The sequence below is a fragment of the Kitasatospora sp. NPDC059327 genome, from assembly GCF_042752535.1.
In the GTDB taxonomy this organism is placed as follows: Bacteria; Actinomycetota; Actinomycetes; order Streptomycetales; family Streptomycetaceae; genus Kitasatospora.
Genome location: NZ_JBHYYB010000135.1, coordinates 1 through 18,815, shown reverse-complemented (window position 1 = coordinate 18,815; position 18,815 = coordinate 1). Strand labels below are relative to the sequence as shown.

The 18,815-nt window shown below is 73.8% G+C and carries 18 protein-coding genes; 9 read left to right on the top strand and 9 right to left on the bottom strand.

Annotation, left to right across the window (positions count from 1 at the left end):
* Positions 1-257 precede the first annotated feature (257 nt).
* Positions 258-3,470: a M28 family peptidase gene (locus ACFXHB_RS40660; protein ID WP_380581518.1), complete on the bottom strand. Its 3,213-nt coding sequence runs from the start codon at positions 3,468-3,470 to the stop codon at positions 258-260.
* Positions 3,471-3,901: 431 nt separating this feature from the next.
* Between ACFXHB_RS40660 and ACFXHB_RS40655 the strand changes: the two genes are divergently transcribed.
* The 3 genes from ACFXHB_RS40655 to ACFXHB_RS40645 all read left to right on the top strand — a co-directional run bounded on the left by ACFXHB_RS40655 (position 3,902) and on the right by ACFXHB_RS40645 (position 7,084).
* The gene (locus ACFXHB_RS40655; RefSeq protein ID WP_380581515.1) at positions 3,902-5,410 is read left to right on the top strand and encodes a helix-turn-helix domain-containing protein; all 1,509 of its coding nucleotides are present in this window, start codon (positions 3,902-3,904) and stop codon (positions 5,408-5,410) included.
* A 104-nt stretch (positions 5,411-5,514) separates the two neighbouring features.
* A complete protein-coding gene (locus ACFXHB_RS40650; protein WP_380581513.1) occupies positions 5,515-5,979 on the top strand; it encodes a rhodanese-like domain-containing protein in 465 nt (154 codons plus the stop codon).
* A gap of 697 nt (positions 5,980-6,676) precedes the next feature.
* Complete coding sequence (locus tag ACFXHB_RS40645) at positions 6,677-7,084, top strand: nuclear transport factor 2 family protein (RefSeq protein WP_380581511.1); 408 nt, start codon at positions 6,677-6,679, stop codon at positions 7,082-7,084.
* A 39-nt stretch (positions 7,085-7,123) separates the two neighbouring features.
* Here ACFXHB_RS40645 and ACFXHB_RS40640 read toward each other — a convergent pair whose 3' ends face one another.
* Complete coding sequence (locus tag ACFXHB_RS40640; RefSeq protein WP_380581509.1) at positions 7,124-7,615, bottom strand: hypothetical protein; 492 nt, start codon at positions 7,613-7,615, stop codon at positions 7,124-7,126.
* A gap of 540 nt (positions 7,616-8,155) precedes the next feature.
* Here ACFXHB_RS40640 and ACFXHB_RS40635 point away from each other — a divergent pair.
* The 3 genes from ACFXHB_RS40635 (at position 8,156) to ACFXHB_RS40625 (ending at position 10,118) form a co-directional block, all read left to right on the top strand.
* On the top strand, positions 8,156-8,533 hold the full coding sequence (locus ACFXHB_RS40635) for a hypothetical protein (protein WP_380581507.1): 378 nt from the start codon (positions 8,156-8,158) through the stop codon (positions 8,531-8,533).
* A 108-nt stretch (positions 8,534-8,641) separates the two neighbouring features.
* Positions 8,642-9,877 (top strand): MFS transporter, encoded by a 1,236-nt coding sequence (locus ACFXHB_RS40630; protein ID WP_380581505.1) that lies wholly within the window; start codon positions 8,642-8,644, stop codon positions 9,875-9,877.
* A 22-nt stretch (positions 9,878-9,899) separates the two neighbouring features.
* A complete protein-coding gene (locus ACFXHB_RS40625) occupies positions 9,900-10,118 on the top strand; it encodes a hypothetical protein (protein WP_380581503.1) in 219 nt (72 codons plus the stop codon).
* 84 nt (positions 10,119-10,202) lie between these two features.
* Here ACFXHB_RS40625 and ACFXHB_RS40620 read toward each other — a convergent pair whose 3' ends face one another.
* Positions 10,203-10,634: a GNAT family N-acetyltransferase gene (locus ACFXHB_RS40620; RefSeq protein ID WP_380581501.1), complete on the bottom strand. Its 432-nt coding sequence runs from the start codon at positions 10,632-10,634 to the stop codon at positions 10,203-10,205.
* 92 nt (positions 10,635-10,726) lie between these two features.
* The gene (locus ACFXHB_RS40615) at positions 10,727-11,149 is read right to left on the bottom strand and encodes a hypothetical protein (RefSeq protein ID WP_380581499.1); all 423 of its coding nucleotides are present in this window, start codon (positions 11,147-11,149) and stop codon (positions 10,727-10,729) included.
* A gap of 218 nt (positions 11,150-11,367) precedes the next feature.
* Between ACFXHB_RS40615 and ACFXHB_RS40610 the strand changes: the two genes are divergently transcribed.
* Positions 11,368-12,156: a hypothetical protein gene (locus ACFXHB_RS40610; protein WP_380581497.1), complete on the top strand. Its 789-nt coding sequence runs from the start codon at positions 11,368-11,370 to the stop codon at positions 12,154-12,156.
* A gap of 78 nt (positions 12,157-12,234) precedes the next feature.
* Here the strand turns inward: ACFXHB_RS40610 and ACFXHB_RS40605 are convergent, their stop codons facing one another.
* Positions 12,235-13,266 (bottom strand): saccharopine dehydrogenase NADP-binding domain-containing protein, encoded by a 1,032-nt coding sequence (locus ACFXHB_RS40605; protein ID WP_380581495.1) that lies wholly within the window; start codon positions 13,264-13,266, stop codon positions 12,235-12,237.
* Positions 13,267-13,365: 99 nt separating this feature from the next.
* Here ACFXHB_RS40605 and ACFXHB_RS40600 point away from each other — a divergent pair, with 99 nt between their 5' ends.
* Positions 13,366-14,313, top strand: a complete 948-nt coding sequence (locus ACFXHB_RS40600) for a helix-turn-helix domain-containing protein (RefSeq protein ID WP_380581493.1) — start codon at positions 13,366-13,368, stop codon at positions 14,311-14,313.
* 354 nt (positions 14,314-14,667) lie between these two features.
* Positions 14,668-15,105, top strand: coding sequence for a hypothetical protein (locus ACFXHB_RS40595; RefSeq protein WP_380581491.1), 438 nt, complete (start codon positions 14,668-14,670; stop codon positions 15,103-15,105).
* Between the two features lie 324 nt (positions 15,106-15,429).
* Here ACFXHB_RS40595 and ACFXHB_RS40590 read toward each other — a convergent pair whose 3' ends face one another.
* The 4 genes from ACFXHB_RS40590 to ACFXHB_RS40575 all read right to left on the bottom strand — a co-directional run.
* Positions 15,430-16,785 (bottom strand): carotenoid oxygenase family protein, encoded by a 1,356-nt coding sequence (locus tag ACFXHB_RS40590; protein WP_380581489.1) that lies wholly within the window; start codon positions 16,783-16,785, stop codon positions 15,430-15,432.
* Positions 16,786-16,923: 138 nt separating this feature from the next.
* Positions 16,924-17,373: an SRPBCC family protein gene (locus tag ACFXHB_RS40585; protein ID WP_380581487.1), complete on the bottom strand. Its 450-nt coding sequence runs from the start codon at positions 17,371-17,373 to the stop codon at positions 16,924-16,926.
* A 310-nt stretch (positions 17,374-17,683) separates the two neighbouring features.
* Positions 17,684-18,250, bottom strand: coding sequence for a TetR/AcrR family transcriptional regulator (locus ACFXHB_RS40580; RefSeq protein WP_380581485.1), 567 nt, complete (start codon positions 18,248-18,250; stop codon positions 17,684-17,686).
* 105 nt (positions 18,251-18,355) lie between these two features.
* The coding region (locus ACFXHB_RS40575; RefSeq protein WP_380581483.1) for a ricin-type beta-trefoil lectin domain protein at positions 18,356-18,815 on the bottom strand (460 nt) is incomplete at its 5' end.

Sequence of the window (18,815 nt, the reverse complement as noted above, 5' to 3'; positions counted from 1 at the left end):
GGGGGGGGGGCGGGGGGCCCGGCCGCCGCGCGGTGCAGGGGGGGGCGCCCCCCCCCCCCCCGGGGGGGCCCTGCCACCGCGGCAGGGTGCCGGTCCGCGCGGTCGTCCTCGCCGCCCGGATCGGCCGCCGGCCCGGGTGGCACCCCGTCGTGCCCCCGGTGGCCCCCGCCGTACAGGCGGCCGGGCCGCGGCTCGTCCCCCTCGACGAACCGCGGCCCGGCCTGGTCCCGTAGGTCTCCGGAACAGATCGGATCAGGTCAGATCTGCTGCCAGAGGGCCGGGACGATGTTGGGCTCCCAGCCGACCTGGGCGGTGTGGCCCTGGAGGCAGCGGTAGCTGAGGCCGTTCCAGGTGACCACGTCACCCGCCTGGTAGGTGGTGCCCGGCGTCCAGGTGCCGCCCGGGTTGCCCGGGTCGGTGCCGACCACCAGCGAGTAGGTCGTGCTGTGGGTGACCGAACCGGTGCCGGTCACGGTGATGGTGTAGGTGCCGGCCGGGACCGAGGACCCGACCGAGACGTTCAGCGTCGCGGAGGAGCCGGACTGCACCGAGGACGGGCTGACCGAGGCGGTGACCCCGCTGGGCGCGCCCGAGGCGGTGAGGTTCACCGTCTGGGCGGAGCCGGCGGTGGTGGCGGTGCCGACCGTGGCACTGGTGGTGCCGCCCGGGAGGGCGTTGCCGGTGGTCGGGCTGACCGCGACCGAGAAGTCGTTGGTCGGGATCGGGCCGGTGCCGACCGAGGTCTTCCACAGGGTGTACGCGACGCCGTCGGCGCTGCGGTCCAGCGCGGTGGCGTTGATGTTGCTCGTGGTGTCGCACGCCTGGTGGTAGCAGGAGTCGTAGGCCCGGTTGGCGGTGCCGCCCCACTTGGCCGCCTGGGCGGCGGTCTTGACGGCGCTGGCGCCGGCCGCGTAGCCGGAGGTCGGGATGCCGCCCTGCTGGAAGGAGTAGTCGTCCGAGCGGCCCTGGCCCTCGACGTTCTCCTCGGGCTGGACGCCCAGGGAGTCCCAGTAGGCCTTCATCGGGGCGGAGGCGGTGGAGCCGATGTTGTTGATGAAGTAGCCGGCGTTGGGCGAGCCGACCATGTCGAAGTTGTAGTAGCCCTTGATGGCGCTGCGCTGGGTGGAGCCCAGCTGGTTGACGTAGTACTGCGAGCCCTGCAGGCCCTGCTCCTCACCCGTCCACCAGGCGAACCGGACGTGCCGGGTCAGGGTGGGGTTCTGCTGGGCGAGCGTCAGCGCGTTCTCCAGCAGGACGGCGGAGCCCGAACCGTTGTCGTTGATGCCGGGGCCGGCGGCGACGCTGTCCAGGTGGGCGCCGAACATGGTGACCTGGTCGGTCGGGCCGCCCGGCCAGTCCGCGATCAGGTTGTTGGAGCTGTAGGTGCACGAGGTGCAGGTCTGCTCGCTGACGGTGTAGCCGGCGGCCTGCAGCTTGCCCTTGATGTAGGCGAGCGACTGGCTGTGGCCGGCGGTGCCGGCCCGCCGGTTGCCGCCGTTCTGGGTGGCGATGGTGTTCAGCTGCGCCAGGTGCGCCTGCACGTTGGCGACGCTGATGTCGGGCACGGTCGGGTTGGGGTTGCCGCCCCCGACGGTGAGCGTGTACTGCGCGGTGTGCGTGGCGGAGCCGGTGCCGGTCACGGTCAGGACGTACGTCCCGGCCGCGGCGGCGGAGGTGGTCGACACGTTCAGCGTCGCGGAGGAGCCGGCCTGCACCGAGGACGGGCTCACCGAGGCGGTGACGCCGGCCGGGGCGCCGGAGACGGCCAGGTTGACGGTCTGGGCGGTGCCCGAGGTGACCGCGGTGCTCACCGTGGCGGTGGTGGCGGAACCGGGCTGCACGGAGCCGGATGCCGGGTTGAGGGCCAGCGAGTAGTCGTTGTTCCCGCTCGGCGCGCAGGTGGGCTCACCGGTCTGGGCGGTGACGCTGATCGCGTCCCAGGCCGCCTTGGTGCGGGTGTACAGGGTGCAGCTGGGGTCGAGGCTCTTGGCGGCGGTCAGGGTGGCCACCCGGTACTTCTTGTGCGTCATGCCGCTCGTCTTGAGCAGCATGCCGCCGTAGAAGATCCGGCCGGCGTCCTTGATGCCGACGCCGGTCACCGCGGAGTTGTTGCAGGTGGGGCTGGTGGGCTTGCCGCCGCCCGGGTTGGAGCCCTCGGCGAGCAGGTAGAACCAGTGGTTCAGCGGGCCCGCCGCGGCGTGCACCTCGGTGCTCGGGATCGACGCCGAGTAGCAGTTCGGGTTGTTGCTCACCAGCGAGGGGTTGTACATGTTCCGGATCGGCCCGCTGCCGACCAGGTTGATCATCTCGCCGACGGTGTAGTCGGGGTTGTCGTACGGGGACGGCTCGTTGGCGTACGCCTCGGTGAGCGCGCCGAAGATGTCGCCGGTGGCCTCGCCGAGGCCGTTCTCGTTGTTGGCGCCGCCCGGCGTGTACTGGTCGATGCCGTGGCCGAACTCGTGGCCGACCACGTCGATCGAGGCGATCCACTCGTTGGCGTTGTTGTGGCCGATCGAGACGGAGGAGCCGTCCCAGTAGGCGTTGACGTCGTTCAGGCCGACCTTGACCGGCCAGCTGCCGCCGTTGCCGTTGTGGCCGCTGCGGCCCAACCAGTCGCGGAGCATGTCCCATTCCTTCTGCGCCGCGAACATCACGTCGGCGCAGCCGGTCTCCTTGCTGGTCGGGTTGCCGGTGCCCCAGGAGTCGCTCGACTTGGAGAACACCTGGCCGGACGTGTAGTCCGCACAGCTCAGCCCGGACCGGCTGGGGTCGCGCAGCGAGTACGTGCCGCCCGAGGCGGTGGTGCTGATCGTCACCGGCGCCGGGCCGTTCCACTTGCTGTTGGCGGTACCGGCCTTGACGTCGTCGTAGCTGTCGATCACCTCGCCGGTGCGGGCGTCGACGAAGACGTGCAGCCGGCTCGGCGCGGCGGAGGTCCGGCCGTTGACCACGGTCTCCCAGGCGAGCCGCCCGGTGCCGTCCTGGACCTTGACCACCAGGCGGCGGGTGTCGACCCCGTCCACGGCGGCCAGCTTGGCGCGCGCGGTCTTCTCCGCGTTGGCGGCGCTGACCAGCGGTGCGGTGGCCAGCGGCGCGACGGCCGTCCCGCCGACCGGCCCGGTGGCCGCGGACTGCAGGCCGCGGACCTTGCCCTGGCCGTCGGCTATCACGACGGCGTCGCCGCCGACCACCGGGAGGCCCCGGTAGGTGCGCTCGTAGGCGACGGAGTAGAGGCCGCCGAGCCACGGGGTGACGGACTGGCGCTCATAGGTCTCGCCCGGGCCCTTGGCCAGGGCGTCCAGGCCCGCCGCGGCCGCCTGGTCGGCGGCGGAGACGGCGGCGGCCAGCGCGCTGGGCGGCGCGCTCACGGCCGGACCCGGGTCGGCGGCGGCCTGCCCGACCGCGGTGGCGGTGAGCATGCCGGCCAGGACGGTCAGGGTGGTTCCCGCCGTCAGCAATCTGCGTTTCATTCCGAGGCTCCTCGAACGTGGGGGTGCTCGACCGCGGACGACGTGCCTGTCTGGCGCTCACCGCGGGGCCGCATCGGGGGACGGCCGCTGCGGGCGTCCGCGCTCGGGTGCCGGAACCCTCACACGCCGTCATGCCACGGTCAACGGGTGCGGCATGGCATTCGTGCGGTTGGCAAGTTCTGTCAAGCTGCGGGTTTTGTGGAGAGGTTGAGACCAAGAGGTTGAGACCACCTCATGTACGGACCGCGGTCGGTCCAGTACCGTCCTGTTCATCGGAAGGACCGGGGCCGCTCCGCCGGAGCCGGGTCGGTTCGTCGGGGCCGCTCCGCCGGAAACGGACCGTCAGGACCGGCTCGCCGGAACGGACTCGTCATCGGATCGACTCGTCACCGGGCCGACTCGTCACCGGATCGACTCGGGAGGGCAGCCCCGTGCACCGGAACCACGCCGACGTACCGCCCGCCGGTTCGCCGTCGGCCGGTCCGCCGACCGCCGGTTCGCCGTCGGCCGGTCCGCCGACCGCCGGTTCGCCGTCGGCCGGTCCGCCGACCGCCGGTTCGCCGTCGGCCGACGCGCTCTGGCGGGCCTTCGGTGCCCGCCTGCGGCACTGGCGCCGCCGGGCCGGCCTCACCCAGGCCCAACTCGGCGCCGAGATCGGCTACGACCACACCGCCGTCAGCAAGCTCGAACACGGGGCCCGCCGCACCACCCCGCGGATCGCCGAGCGGCTGGACGGCCTGCTCGACGCCGACGGCGAACTCCACACCGCCTGCCTCCGGGCCGAGGAAGCCGACGCGGGGGAGTGGGACCGGCCCGCCCGGGCCGCCGCGGCGCCCGCGCCCGCCCCGGCCGGCTGGGCCCGCCCGCCGCTGCCCGGCGGCCCGGCCGCCCCCGAACCGGTGCTGCCGCCGCTCGCCGCCGGCGGCCCGCCCCGCCGGCTGCCCGACTACGGGCTGCTCTGCCCGCTGCACGGCGCGGCCGGCTGCGCCGTCCCCGAAGCGGGCGAACTGGCCGTCCTGCACGCCGCGTTCTGTACCGCCGACCCGGACACCGCGCCGCCGCTGGACGCCGACACGGCGCACGCCCTCACCGGCCTGCTCGCCGCCCACCTGCGGGCCGGCGAGGCGCCCGCCGGGCCGGGCACCGCCGCGGTCGAGGAGACCCTGCGGGTGATCCTGCGCCGGCTCGCCCGCGCCACCGACACCCGGGCCCGCCGCCCGCTCGCCCGGCTCGCCGCCGAGTACGCGCACGCCGCCGGCGGGCTGCGGATGCAGCACGGTCGCAACGCCACCGCGATGGCCTGCTTCGACCGTGCCCTCACCTGGTCCGAACTGGCCGACGACCCGGCCACCCAGGTCGCGGCGCTGAGCGATATGAGCACCCTCGCCCGGCTCGACGGCGACCCGGCCGCCGCGCTCGGCTTCGCCCGCGAGATCGCCCGCGCCGCGCCCGGCCGGCACTGGGCCGGCGCGATGTCCCAGGTCGGCCAGGCCCGGGCGCACGCCCTGGCGGGGGACGTCCGGGCGACGGTCCGGCACATCGCCCGCGCCCGGCTCCACCTCGACCACATCGGCGAGCACGACGAGACGGACGCGCCCTGGCTCTCCATCGCCTCGATGCGGCTGCGGGTGGAGTCGGGCGCGGCCGCCGCGCTGCGCGACGCCTCCGCCGCCGTCGGGGACCACCGGCTGGCCCTGCGCGCCGTGGACGCCGCCGACACCGCGCTGCGACTCCTGGCGCCCGACCAACTGCCCACCACACGCGTGCTGTTCACCATTCGGATGGCCGACTGTCACCTGTGCGCCCACGATCCGCAGACCGCCGTGGCCCTGCTCGCTCCGGTGCTGGACGACGCCGCCACCGCGCTGCCCGCCCTCGCCCGGCACGAACTGCTCGGGCTACGGGCCCGGCTGGGCGCCCAAGGCCTGGCGGTATCTTGACGAAGGTGGGCGATCGCGCCACTCGTGGGCCCCGGCCCCGGCGGGCCAGGATCGAACCACCGCCGAACAGGGCGGGCCCCGGTACCAGTTCGAGGAGCACCCCGATGACCACCAGCGCCGTTCTCAGCGTCCCCGCCGCCGCCCCGGCCGTCGCCGCCGCGCACTTCCTCGCCCGCCTCTCCTTCGAGGCCGACGTCTCGGACGTGCACGCCGACCTGGCCGCCGGCGTCCCCGGGGTGGTCGTGGTCGACTCCCGCGGCGAGGCGGCCTGGGCACAGGGCCGGATCCCGGGCGCGGTGCACATCCCCACCGCCCGGATCGCCGAACTGGCGCCGCTGCTGATCGACCCCTCGGCCACCGTCGTCACCTACTGCTGGGGCCCCGGCTGCAACGGCGCCACCCGAGCCGCCCTCGCCTTCGCCCGGCTCGGCCACCCGGTGAAGGAGATGCTGGGCGGCTTCGAGTACTGGGCCCGCGAGGGCTTCGCCTACGACACCGACCACGGCACCGAGCAGCGGCCCGTGGACGACCTGACCGCTCCCCGCTCCGGGATCTCCTGCGCCTGCTGAACCCCGTCGTGACGAAGGCCCGGGTGCTGCCGCCCGGGCCTTCTCGGCTGTCCGGGGTCCGCCCGGTTGTCCGGGGTCTCCGGTCGGTGGGGTGCTCGGTGGGGTGCGGTCGGGGGCGGGGGGGTCCTGGGGTGCGGTCGGGGGCGCGAGGGCCTTCGCCGTGGTCGGGGTGCGGCCTCACCGTGGCTTTGTGGCGGCCGTGTTGCGGCCCTGTGGCGTGCGGTTGCGGGAGGTCGCCGGGGTGCTGAATCCCTGGTCGGGGCGTTGATTGATCGTCGCCGCCTTCCTAGACTCGGGGGCGGCGGCGAACGTCGGCCGCCGACCCCGGACGGCTGGCAGGCACCCCCTGCTCACGATGGGATGTCCGGGGTCGGACTCGACTGACATGACGTCATGTCAGCGGTACAGCAGTGGCCATGGTGGTTCTGGTGGCCCGGTCGGTCGGGGGACGGAGAGCGTCGTGGCACAGCGGACGGGTGGACGCGGCGCCGTGGGTGCCAGGTCGGCGGCCCGGTTCGGCGTCGGTCCGGTACGGCGCACCGGCTGCCTCTGTCGCTGACGGCGGCCGGTCGGGGTGCTTCGCTCCGGGGCAGGCCTTCCCACCTGCCGTTTCTCTTGCCCTTTCTCCTGCTCTCCCCCCCTGCTCTTCCCCTGCCTTCCCCCCGCTCCCCCCAGACTTCCCCGCCGAGGAGACCGTATGGCCGCCGACCTGTCCCCGACCGATGCCGAGCAGATCCGCCAACTGCTCGCCCGCTTCTCGCACGCCTTCGACAACGCCGACACCAAGGCACTGGGGGAGGTCTTCGCGGCCGACGGAGTGCTGGAACTGGCTCGTACCGGAGCGGTGTTCAGCGGTCTGGAGGACATCCGGGTGTTCAGCCGCGACCTCGGCAACCGTTCCCCCGACCAGCACACCCTGGACAGCGTGCTCACCGCGGAACCGGACGGCACCGTCCGGGGCCGCAGCCGCTACCTGGCGATCCAGTCCGACGGGACGGTCTACAACGGGGACTACTTCGACGTCTACGTCCGCACCGAGGACGGCTGGCGGATCGCCCGTCGCCGCTCCGTCCCGCGCTACCCGCTGCGCGCCGGCGAGGCGTAGCGCTCGCGGGGGCGGGGTGGCTTGGTGTCCGGGGGCAGCTCAGCTCTCGGCGTCGATGTCCGTGGCTTCGCTCAAGTCCTCGACCCGGACGGGTCGGTGACCGTCGAAGACGATCGCGAGGCCGTACGGGGCGCAGATCGGCAGCCGCCCCTCGGCGAACCGCAGGTGCCAGGTGTCGACGTAGAAGGTCAGCTGCGGTGCCTCCAGCGGGACGTCGGCGGGACCGGGGCCGCGGTGGCGGGCGAGTTCCGCCGCGGTGAGGCCGAAGAATCCCGGGTCGGCCTCCATCGCCCCGCGCACGAAGCCGAGCCCCAGGGTCAGGTAGTGGTCGACCCGGCCGAGCACCTCGGCGACCAGGGCGAGGTCCACCCGGTCCAGGTCGTCACCGCGCTCCAGCAGGATGGCGACCTCGACCGGCGCCCCGTACCGGGAGCTGACGGGCGGCAGCTCCGGAGTCAGGATCCGGAGCCCGTCAGGCCCCGGAACGGTGAGCAGCGCCCCGATCCCGGGGTGGAAGACCCTCTCGGACATGGCCACGCCCTCCCTCGTGATATCCCGCACCCCGACAGTGTGACCGTCGCGCGGGACGACGGGCCGGGCGGGGTCCGGTTCCGCGTTCGAGGTTCGCCGCTCCGTGCCCCGGCCCGGCGCGGGCCCTGTCCTGCCCCTGTCCTGCCCCTCCTCCCCCTGCCGAACGGCAGGGGGAGGAGGGTTGACGGGCGCTTGGAACCTGCCGAACGGCAGATGTGCCGCCCTGGACAGGAGCGCGATGCTGGACCCGTCAGCGGGAGGAAGCCCCGGCCCTGGGCCGGCGGGCGCATCGGACGAGGGAGCGCGGTATGTCCGTCATCATCACCACGGCCCGGGTGAGGGCGACCACCGGGGCGGTCGTCGTCGCCGCGCTTCTCGTCGCCGTGGGCGGGTGCGCGTCCTCCTCGCCGGTCGGGGGTCCCCGGAGCGCGTCACCCGCGGCGGTTCGGTCGGGGCCCCGGTGGTGGTGGGCGGCGCGGGGCGGTTTCCTCCGGTTGCCCTCCCGACGAGGACACGACGTTCACCTTCGAGGTGGGGTCGGTGCCGTTCAGTCGTCCGGTGCTGTTCAGCCGTCTGGTTCCGGGGGCGTCGCAGGGGCTGCCCTCCGAGGTGCACGGCACGGTACGGATCTCGCACCACCTCGCGGCGCTGGACGGTACGGTCACGCCCGAGGGCCCGGTGGCCTGCCCGCCGACCGGTGGCCGAACGGCTTGGTTCGGCGTCGTCGCCACCCGGGTCGACCCAGAGGCTGCCGACACCGTCGGCAGGCGCCAGGGCTTCAGCAGCCTCGACGGAGGCTCGCCCGAGCGCCCCGACCGGTGCGGCTTCTCCTGGAGCGGGTCGTATCCGGACACGGACGCCACCGGCCGGTTCGGCGGGTCTGCTACGGTTCCGGGCATGTTCCTCCCCCGTGCGTAGTGGACCCGCCACGACCGTGCCCCCGCTCACCGGGCACGGCGCTCCGGTGTCCCCGCACGCCTTCGGGTACGGCCCCGCCCTGCCCGCCTTCGCCGAGGAACCTCTCCCTTGTCTTCGCCCACCCCCTCCTACGCCGCTGTCCTGCGCGCCCCGCAGGCCGGCCGCGCCTTCGGAGCCGCCCTGCTGGGCCGGCTCTCGTACGGGATGGTCCCGCTCGCCATGATGCTGGCCGTCCGGGACGCCACCGGCTCCTACCCCGTGGCCGGTACCGTGCTGGCCCTGTTCGGGATGACCAGCGTCCTTCTCTCGCCGGCCCGGGCCGCCCTGGTCGACCGGCACGGCCCCCGGCGCGCGCTGCCGCCGATGGCCGCGCTGTACGCCGGGCTGCTGGCCCTGGTGGCCGGCGCCACCTGGCGGCCGGGCACACCTGCGGTCCTGGTGGGTGCTCTGGTGGTCGCCGCCGGTGCCTGCACCCCGCCGCTCGGTCCGGTGATGCGAACGCTCTGGCGCCGGCTGCTGCCGGACCAGAGGCTGCTCCGACGGGCGTACAGTCTGGACACCGTCGCCGAGGAACTGCTGTTCGTCAGCGGCCCGCTGCTGGTGGGGCTGCTGCTCGCGGTCGCGGGTCCGGCGGCCGGGGTGGCCGCGGGAGCCGGGCTCGTGCTGGCGGGAACGCTGGCGCTGGCCTCCTCCCCGGTCGCGCGGGAGGCGGACCGGACCGGGCCGGCCGCACCCGGCGAGCGCCCGGACGGTGGGAGAGAGCTGCGCCGGGCGGTGCTCGCCTCGGCCGCGACCGGGCTGGGGCTCGGGGCGCTCGACCTGATGGTGGTGGCCTTCGCCGAGGAGCACGGGCGGGCCGGGGCGGTCGCCTGGGTCCTGGCGGCGCTCTCGGCCGGCAGTGCCGTCGGGGGGCTGGCCTACGGCGCCGTGGGTTGGTCCGCCCCGAACCGGGCCCGGCTGCCGTTGCTGCTCGCCGGGCTGGGCCTGGGGCTGGCGGGCGCGGGCCTGGCGCCGAACCTCCCCGTGTTGGCCGCCGCCGTCGCGCTGGCCGGGCTGTTCGTCTCGCCCGTCATCACCACCGCCTACCTGATCGCCGACGAGACGGCCGCGCCACGGGCCCGCACCCGGGCCGGCGCCTGGGTGAACACCGCCTTCAACGCCGGCTCGGCGGGCGGCACCGCGACGATCGGCCTGCTGGTCGACCGGCTGCCCCTGGCGCTCTGCTTCGCCCTGGCGGCCGCCCCCGCGCTGCTCTCCGCCGCGTCAGCCGCCCACCGGCTGCGCGACCTCGGCGGCGACGGATCACCCCGAACGCCGGACCTCGCGGGCGACCTGCCGCTCTAGGTGTGCGTCTGCCGGAGCTCGGTTGCAGCTGGCTCTCGGTCTTGAGGCGTTCGTAGGGGGTCTGGCCGCCGAGCGCGCCGTGCGGGCGGTGGAAGGCGTAGCAGTCCCCCCATGCTCGGAGCTTGTCGTTGAAGAGACCGGTGTCGTCGATGACGACACCGGCGAGCGTGCGGTGGAACTCCTCGGCGTCGATCCGGTGCGAGCGCTCGACCTTGCCGTTGAGGTGGGGACACCGGCTTGATACAGGTGTGAGCCTTGGACGCCCTGTCAGCGACCACCGCCCCTTCGGGTGAAGGGGCGGTGTCAAGCAGGCCACGGACGGGGCCTATTGTGCGCCGAGCGTCATCCACTTCTCGGGCTTCTCAAGAGCCGAGAAGCCCGACTTGGCGTAGATCGCGTGTGCGTCCGCGGTGGCCAGCAGCACCCGGCGCAGCCCGTAGGGTTCGAGATGCTCACAGACGGCGGCGACGAGGGCGTGCCCCAGGCCGATCCCCCGGCTTCCTCGGGCGATGTAGACATCACAAAGCCATGCGAACGTGGCCCGGTCGGTGACCACGCGGGCATAGCCGAGCTGGACACCGGTGCCGCTGTCGTAGACCCCGAAGTTCAGGGAGTTGGCAATCGCCTCATCCTGCTTCTCCCGGGATCGCCCCATTGCCCAGTACGCATCCCCAGACAGCCACTGGTGTACGACCGCGTGGTCAAGACGGTCTGGATCGGCTGATATCTCATAGCCGTTCGGCAGATCGGTGCTCATGGCTGCATCCAAGCAGCCCACTCCACCCGAAGCCAGCGACCGCGGCACTCAACCTGAAGGATCACGATCACTTCCACGTCGGAATGATTCGTCTAGTCGGCCGTGCGGCCCCAGTAGCCGACGTGGGCAGGCTCGCCGTCCTGGTACAGGACGGTGCAGTGGCCGATTCCCCGGTCGGGGTAGGGGAGGGACGTGGTGCCGAGGGCGGCTTCCCACTGGGCGCGCGTCGGCCGGCCGTCGGGTGCCCAACGGCGTACCTCGGAGTCGGTCAGCGGCCGGACCATCGCGAAGTCGTCGTCGGCCCGGGGATCGAGGAGCGCGTAGAAGTCGAGTACCGTCCCGGTGCCGCCGGTGAGGATGAACTCCCGCCAGTCGCCGTCCCCCCACAGGTCGGCGATGTGCCTGCCGGGGAACCCGCGGTCGTCCCTCGCCAACTCCTGCTCCTGAGCCCGGCGCAACGCCTCCGTCAGGTTCGGCCGGTACGGCCCCGTGCCTGCCCACTCGTCGCCACCCATGTCCAGGGCCTCCCCGTGCTCCGCGTGATCAACTCTCCGCCGCAGGCTAACGGGGGTCACCGACAGGGCCGGGTGCCTCCTCGGCACCGCGTCCGCCCGCTCGGTGCGTCCGGGCCCGATCCCGGGTGACGGCGGCAGCGCGGGTCGGCCTCCGCTGTTCATCCGCCGTGCATGCAATGGTTCAGACCAGTGGGCGGGATCGTCGGTAGCATCCGCGAATGACCGGAGAGATCACCGCAGATGTCCCCATCCAGCCCCGACGGCCCGGTGTGGCCCAGCTGTTGGGGCTGACGGTCTGCGCGGCGATGCTGACGTCGGACGGTTGGCTGATCGGTTGGGGTACGGCGAGGATGATCGCGAAGGGGGGCTGTGGCGAGGGCCAGGAGCGGGCCTGCGAATCGTCCGACTTCTGGATCGGTCTGTCCATCCCGCTCGGGGTCATCCTCGGTATGGTCCTGCTCCTGGGCACGGCCTTCGTGTTGGCCGCCGACGGCTCCGCCTCGGCCTCCACCGACCTGCCGATCGGCGCCGGCACCCTCCTCGGCCTGCTCTGCCTGCTGGCCGGGGTCGCCCTGGGGGCCGACACCACGAGCTCGTGGCTGCTCGGACCGGCCGCCGCGGTCGCCCTGGTCGCGCTCTGGTCGATGCCGGTCGAGGCCCGCCGCCGTCGCGGGATCCTCGCCGAGGAGCGGGAGCGGGCCGAGCGGGCCGAGCGCCTCGACCGGTACGGGGTGACGGTGCGGGCCACCGTCGTCGACTTCCACGGCACCGGCGCCGTCGTCAACGACTGTCCCGAACTGGTCGTCACCGTCTGCTACACCACCGCTGACGGCCGGGAGTTCACCCAGTCGGTCACCGAGACCTTCCCGGCCTTCGACGTGCCGCGCCGAGGTGACCGGCTCGCCCTGCGGTACGACCCCCAGTGCCCGGAGCGACCCGAGGTGCTGCCCCGGACCGCGACGTCGGGCAGCGCCCCGGACAGTGCCCCCGGCGGTGTTCCGGGCTGAGACCCGCACCGCGCGCCAGGCTGAGTGCCCAGGGGGCGGGCACGCCGACCCGGGCCCGCCGACCCGGGCACCCCGACCTCAGAGCGAGAGTTCGACCGACAGGTACGGGCTCAGGGCCCGCAGGAAGTCCGCCGCGTCGAACATCGCGCCGGCCGAGGCGACGCCCGTGGTGCGCGTGCGCCCGGTCAGGATGCGCTCGACGGCCTCCACCGCCAGCGGGGCCGTGATCGCGTAGATGTCCCGGCCCCGGGCCGTGGCACGGCGTTCGACGCCACCCGCGGTGACCAGGACGTCGACGAGGAAGGTCTGGTCCGACCGCCCCAGGTCGTCGACCGGCTCGGGCGCCGGTGTGTCCTCCTTGGCGAGGTCCCCCGCCGCCTCGACGGTCATGTAGGTGCGGACCTCGGGCACGGCCAGATGGCTGGGGAGGGTGACCACATCGGCCATCGTGAACTCCCCGAACACCGCTCGTCGGCCCAGCGGCGCGGGGAAGTGCCACTCCTGCTCGGCCGGCTTGTCGTCGTGGTACCGCAGCGCGCCGTCCGTGAACCTCACCCTGCGGCCCGCGCGGCGGTCGTGCGAAACCTGTCCGGCCTTCCGGGTCCCCGGCGTGGGGTGCCAGCTGTTCAGCCCGTAGGCGATGTGCGCGACATCCGCGGCCGTCCACTCGCCCATCACCGCCGTCGTCAGCAGATCGCCCAGCCCGCCGTAGAAGGCCATCGCCGGGACCACCGGGACGTCGGCCGCACGGGCGGCGCCGGCGTGGTCGGCGAACATCGCGACGTTCGCCTCGATCTCCGCGGCGACGTCGACGTACGGGATCCCCGCGCGCAGGGCGGCCTCGACGACCGGGCGGCCGGTCACCGCGAAGGGTCCGGCGGCGTTCACGACGGCCGCCGCTCCGGCGAGGGCGCGGTCCAGGGACGCCGGGTCGTCGACGGTGGCCGGCCGGGGTTCCACGCCGGGCCACTCGGCCGCCAGCGCGGCCAGCCGGGCCGCGTCGCGGCCGGAGACGATCGTCCTGAAGCCTCGCCGGTGCAGCTCGGCGACGATGAAGCGACCGGTGTGCCCCGTCGCTCCGTAGACCATCACTGCAGCCGTCCTGTTCATCGCTTTCCCCGCTCTCGTCGCCTTGGTGATGACCAGTCTGGCGGCGGTGGGTGCGGATCCGTGATGGTCCGGAACGACACGACCCGTACAGTTTCGGACATGCCCACTGTCGCCCTGCCTGCCGTCGGACGCCTGCTGCACTTCGAGCTGGCGGTGGCTCACGAGATCTTCGGCAATCCCCCGCGTGAGGCCGTGGACGGGTGGTACGACGTACTGCTCTGCGGGCCCGGTCCGGTGCGGGTCGGTCCGTTCACGGTCGAGCCCGACCACGGGCTGGAGCGTCTGGTGACCGCCGACACGGTGATCGTGCCCGCCTGCGCCGACATCGACGATCCGCTGCCGGCGGACGTGGTCGAAGCCGTGCGCGCGGCCCACACGGCGGGCGCCCGGGTCGCCTCGCTCTGCACCGGGGCGTTCGTGCTCGGCGCGGCGGGCCTGCTGGACGGCCGGCGGGCCACCACCCACTGGGCCCACACCGACGAGTTGAGCGCGCGCCATCCGCTGGCCGTGGTCGATCCGGATGTGCTCTACACGGACAACGGGAGCGTGCTCACCTCTGCGGGCAAGGCGGCCGCCGTGGACCTCTGCCTGCACCTGATCCACCTCGACCACGGTGCCGGCATCGCCAACTCGGTCGCTCGCCGCCTGGTGATGTCGCCCCACCGGCCGGGCGGCCAGGCTCAGTTCGTGGCGACGCCGGTCCAGGTGTCGGGTGAGCACACGCTGTCCACCGTGCTCGCCTGGGCTCAGCAACGGCTCGACCGGCCGCTGACGGTGACCGACATGGCGCGCAGGGCGAACACCAGCCCCCGCAATCTCGGCCGGCAGTTCCGCTCGGTGCTCGGGCAGACACCGCTCCAGTGGCTGCTGACCCAGCGTGTGCGCCGCGCCCAGGAGTTGCTGGAAGCCACCGACGAGAGCATCGAGGCGGTGGCCCTGGCTACCGGGATGGGGACGGCCACCACGCTGCGGCGCCAGTTCAAGCGGATCGTCGGCGTCCCGCCCAACAGCTACCGGCAGTCGTTCCGCGGCGCGAATCTCGGCTGACCGGTCGGGGTGCCGCACATCCCGTTCGGTCGAGGGGTGTTGGCGTCAGGACCGGGATCCGGGACCGGCCGGTTCCGGGTGAACGGGAGTACGGGTGAACGGGAGTACGGGCGCACGGGTCCCGGAGTCCTGGGGTGAGTCGCCGGTGTTGGCGAGCCGGCCGCGGGCGGGGTCGACTGGAGGGCTCATGACAGGCGGATCAGGTCAACCCGTGGCCGATAACGGTGAACGGGCGCTCCGGGAAACGGAAATGAGCACCGCGCTTCCGGGTGACTGCCATGATGCAACGAGAACGATGTGACATTGCACATTGCTCTCGCTCTGCGGCGAGGGCACCAACCGAGGGAGACCCCCGTGAAGACCCTGACCGCCGTACTGGCCACCGCCGCCACCCTGGCCACGCTCGCCACCGCCCAGGAGGCCGCCGCCGCGCCCGTTCCCGGCCCGGTGGGCGCCACCGTGACCTGCGGCAACCCGGGCGCGCCCGGCTTCCTGCTGACGCGGGCCTGTATCGAGGTGACCGGCAACCAGGTCTCCTTCTACGGGCAGGCCACGCCCACCAACCCGGCCTGGCAGCCGCAGCAGGTCGGCTTCCGGGTCGCCGGCACCGTCGTCGGCAGCGCCCCGCTGGCCCCGGTCACCCCGACCGTCCTGGTGCTGGCGGGCGGGACGCGCGTCAGCGGCATCACCACCACCGCGCCGTGCGGTTCGACGGTGACCGCGAACTTCTCGGTGGACCAGTGGGGTTGGCCTACCTCGGACGCGACCGTCTCGACCGTCGTGACCTGCTGACCGTCGTGTCCGGTAGGCCGTAGTGATCGGCCGGCGCGCCGGCCGGGGCTGAGGTCGTGCCGGCCGGGTGCGGTCACCGCTGCTCCTCGGCCGGCCGGCCGAGCGACGCCCGGGTCGCCATGCGGAGACGGAGCCGGCCACCGCGTCGCCGATGGGAGAGCGCGTGGCCGGCGACCTTGCCGGTGCGCGGGCTCATCCACATCGGCGACGCGGTGGCGGCCCGGGTGGGCGTCCGAGCTCCGCCGCCGCCGGCGCGTCGCGCGGCCGCCCCGGCGGTGGGGCCGGGGCGGAGACGGTCGCCGCCGCCGCCCGGCGGGCCGCTGGTCAGAGCGCGCTGTCGGGGATCCACGAGCCGTGGATCATGGCCGGGACCCGGCGCGGTAGCCGCACGGTGGCGATCGGCGGGGCGGAGAGTTCGGCGGCGTCCAGGACGAGCAGGTCGGAGGTGCCGGTGTTGAGGTCGCCGACGACGGTGAGCAGGTAGCCGGCGTCCTCCTCGGTGGCACCCTCGGCCGGGACGAATACGGCCTCGCTGGGGAGCCGGCCGGTGCCGAAGGGCCGCAGCCGCCGGGCGCCGGTGGCGCGGTCGTACTTCACCAGGGTGTGGTTGCCGATCCCGAGGTCGTCGGGGAACGAGAGCGCGTACTGGTAGCGGTGCTCGCGGCCGAGGTACTCCTCGTTGATGGTCGGGAACTCGACGGTGAGGTCGTCGGTCTGTTCCTCGCGGACGGTGCCGGTGGCCGGATCGACGGTCCAGCGCCGCGCGCGGGAGCCGGAGTTGGGCTCCGCGCCGCGCTCGGGGGCGCCGACCCACCAGTTCCAGGAGCGCTGCCAGCCCTCCCGGCCGACGGCCGGGCCCTCCACCACGACGCGGCCCCGGGCGTCCTCGTAGGCGTTGGCGAGGTGCATGGCGTAGCCCTGGCCGATCTCGTACCAGCGGATGTCGGCGGCGCCCCCGGCGCCGCGCGGCATGATGCCGATCCTGGCGGCCTGGGCGTCGTGCCAGCGGTAGGGGATGCCGGAGTGCTCGGCGGGGTCGAAGGTGACGGAGCCCTCCAGGAAGACGACGTGGTGCGCGGTGACGGCGAAGTCGTGCTTGAGGGCGGCGCTCGCCCCGGGGACCTCCTGGCTCTCCAGGACGGTGCCGTCGGGGGAGGAGACGTGGTGGATCAGGTAGGGCGGGAAGGGCGAGGAGGCGAAGAAGTGGAGTTCGCCCGTCGCCGGGTCCACCTTGGGGTGCGCGGTCATCGCCGAGGTGAGCTTGCCGCCGAAGTCGTAGGCGCCCACGGTCTCCAGGTCGGCCGTCAGCTCGAAGGGGAGGTTGGCCTCGCAGAGGGCGAGCAGGCGTCCGGCGTGTTCGATGACGTGGGTGCCGGCGGTGGAGGCGGTGAGGTCGGGGCCGTGTTCGGTGAGGTAGGGGGCGCCGTCGAGGGCGGGCGTGTGGACCCAGCGGTTGCGGTACCACTCGGCGCGGCCGTCGCGCAGGCGGATGCCGTGGACCATGCCGCTGCCCTTGAACCAGTGGGTGGGGGTGACGCCGGGCTTGGGGTTGTGGCTGTTGCGGATCAGGCGGCCGGTCAGTTCGGTGGGCAGCCGGCCCTCGACGGTGAGGCCGGTGGCCGTGATCTCGTCGGCGACGGGCGTGTAGTGGCCGGTCAGGTACGGCTTGGCGGCGGTCATGGCGGAACCCTCTTCCGGTGAGTGCGGTGGTGGTGGCGTGGTCGGTCGCTTGGCGGTGCGGTCGGTGGCTTGGTGGTGCGGTCGGTGGCGGCCCCGGTCGGCGGCGTGCGGCTGCCGCTGCCGGTCGGGCGCCACCGGCTACCGGCGCTCGGCCTCGGCCTTGAGGTGGCCCAGCCAGCTCTCCAGGGAGGCCCGCAGCGCCGCCGTCAGCTCGACGGGCCGCGCCTCGACCGGGGCGCCGCTCCAGGACTCCTCGGTGTGGACGGTCACCACGCCGGCGGACTCCTGGAAGGTCCAGACGTGGACGCCGTCGATGCCGGCGGCCGGGCCGCCCCAGACGATGCGGACGCCGGGCACCAATTCGCGGACGGTCGAGGTGATGTCGAGGCCGTGGGTCAGCCAGCGGAAGGAGGCACCGGCGGCCAGCGGCCCGTCCAGCCGGGCTCGGTCGATGTCCGGGTTCCAGGTGGCCCAGGAGTCGATGGCGGTGTGCAGGGCCCAGACGACGTGGAGCGGGGCGTGGATCGTGGTGGTGAGGCGGACGACGGCGGGGGCGTTCTCGTCGACGGTGACGGTGTGCTCGGTCATGGCGGGTCTCCTTCAGGGGCATGTCGGCCGGAGGGGGGTGCGCCGGGCCTGCGGCCCGGGGCACTCCATTGGAACGGCTATGTGTGGTTAACCACTCACTTTGGTGGCCGCGAGGACGGCGAGGCGCTCGGGCCGCGCGGGGCGCGGGCTGCCGCCTCGCCGGAGCGGGTCGGAGGTGATGGGGCGTCGGAGGTGGTGCGGCGTCGGAGGTGGTGGATCGCCAGGTGTGCGCCGTCGGCGCCGTGTCCGGTGCGTCCGGCCGCCCGGGCGCGCCCGGCGGGTCCGGGCGGCCGGTGGTGTGCGGAGCTCCTCAGTAGTGGGTGATCCCCGCCGTCAGGGTGCGGGTCCAGGGGGCGTCGACCTCGTCGGCGGCCATCGAGACCAGGAGGTGGCAGAGCAGGCCGGTGGCGAAGAACTCCTGGATCTGCCGCTCCTCGCCTCCGGAGGCGCCCCGCACGTACTCCACCAGTCGGGCGTAGCCGGCCCGGACGGCGTCGCGGATGGCCGGCTCGGAGACGGCCGCCGCCTGGGCGTGCAGCTGGACGAGCATCAGGTCGTTGTCGCTGATCAGCTTGGCGTAGGCGTCCCCCATGGCGGTGAGCACCACCTCGGGTGCGCTGCTGTCCGCCGCCGCGGCGCCGTCCTCCAGGCTCGCCCGGACCCGGGTGAAGCAGTGCTCGACGACCGCGACGAACAGGGACTCCTTGTTGGGGAAGAGTCGGTAGACGTAGGCCTGCGAGATGCCGGCGGCCTTGCCGACCTCGGTGGTGGTGGTGCCGAAGTATCCCCGCGAGGCGAAGGCTCCGATGGCGGTGCTCAGCACCGTCTCGCGGCGCTCGTCCGCCGTGGACAGTCGGCGGGGTCGTTCGTTCGTCATGTGAGTAGTGAATCACTCACACCTGGTGGCGTCAATCCTTCCGGTGTCACCCCGCCCGTACCGGCCGGGCAGGCGGTGGCGGAGGGGCGGTGGCGGAGGGGCGGATCAGCGCACGTACCACTTCTGGTTGGTGGTGCCGGCGCAGGTCCACAGCTGCAGCTGGGTGCCGGCCCCGGTGCCCAGGTCCTTGGCGTCCACGCACTTGTCGGCCCGCGGGTTCACCAGGTCCCCGGCGCCGGAGAGGACGAACTGCTGGGCCGGGCCGTTGTTGCAGTTGGCCACCTGGATCGCCGCGCCGTCGGCCACGGACGCCCAGGCGACATCCATGCACAGACCCTGGGCGCGGACCGTGCCGTCGGGGCGGAAGTCCCAGGTCTGCCAGGCGCCGCCGGTGCAGTCCTGGAGTTCCAGCCGGGCACCGTCGGTGACGTTGCGGGCCGTCGCGCCGATGCAACGCCCGGAGGCCCGGCCGGCGACCGGCCGGCCGACCGCCGGTGGCGCGGCCACGGGGGCGGGCGGCGCGGCGGAGGGCGCGGGTGCGGCCGCGCTGGGCGCGGTCGGGGCC

What these genes read in the sequence shown, in the direction of transcription:
- ACFXHB_RS40580 (WP_380581485.1), bottom strand. Translation starts at nt 18,250, where the DNA reads ATGACGAACGAACGACCCCGCCGACTGTCCACGGCGGACGAGCGCCGC.
- ACFXHB_RS40660 (WP_380581518.1), bottom strand. Translation starts at nt 3,470, where the DNA reads ATGAAACGCAGATTGCTGACGGCGGGAACCACCCTGACCGTCCTGGCC.
- ACFXHB_RS40585 (WP_380581487.1), bottom strand. Translation starts at nt 17,373, where the DNA reads ATGACCGAGCACACCGTCACCGTCGACGAGAACGCCCCCGCCGTCGTC.
- ACFXHB_RS40645 (WP_380581511.1), top strand. Translation starts at nt 6,677, where the DNA reads ATGGCCGCCGACCTGTCCCCGACCGATGCCGAGCAGATCCGCCAACTG.
- ACFXHB_RS40610 (WP_380581497.1), top strand. Translation starts at nt 11,368, where the DNA reads ATGACCGGAGAGATCACCGCAGATGTCCCCATCCAGCCCCGACGGCCC.
- ACFXHB_RS40650 (WP_380581513.1), top strand. Translation starts at nt 5,515, where the DNA reads ATGACCACCAGCGCCGTTCTCAGCGTCCCCGCCGCCGCCCCGGCCGTC.
- ACFXHB_RS40590 (WP_380581489.1), bottom strand. Translation starts at nt 16,785, where the DNA reads ATGACCGCCGCCAAGCCGTACCTGACCGGCCACTACACGCCCGTCGCC.
- ACFXHB_RS40620 (WP_380581501.1), bottom strand. Translation starts at nt 10,634, where the DNA reads ATGAGCACCGATCTGCCGAACGGCTATGAGATATCAGCCGATCCAGAC.
- ACFXHB_RS40605 (WP_380581495.1), bottom strand. Translation starts at nt 13,266, where the DNA reads ATGAACAGGACGGCTGCAGTGATGGTCTACGGAGCGACGGGGCACACC.
- ACFXHB_RS40600 (WP_380581493.1), top strand. Translation starts at nt 13,366, where the DNA reads ATGCCCACTGTCGCCCTGCCTGCCGTCGGACGCCTGCTGCACTTCGAG.
- ACFXHB_RS40640 (WP_380581509.1), bottom strand. Translation starts at nt 7,615, where the DNA reads ATGTCCGAGAGGGTCTTCCACCCCGGGATCGGGGCGCTGCTCACCGTT.
- ACFXHB_RS40615 (WP_380581499.1), bottom strand. Translation starts at nt 11,149, where the DNA reads ATGGGTGGCGACGAGTGGGCAGGCACGGGGCCGTACCGGCCGAACCTG.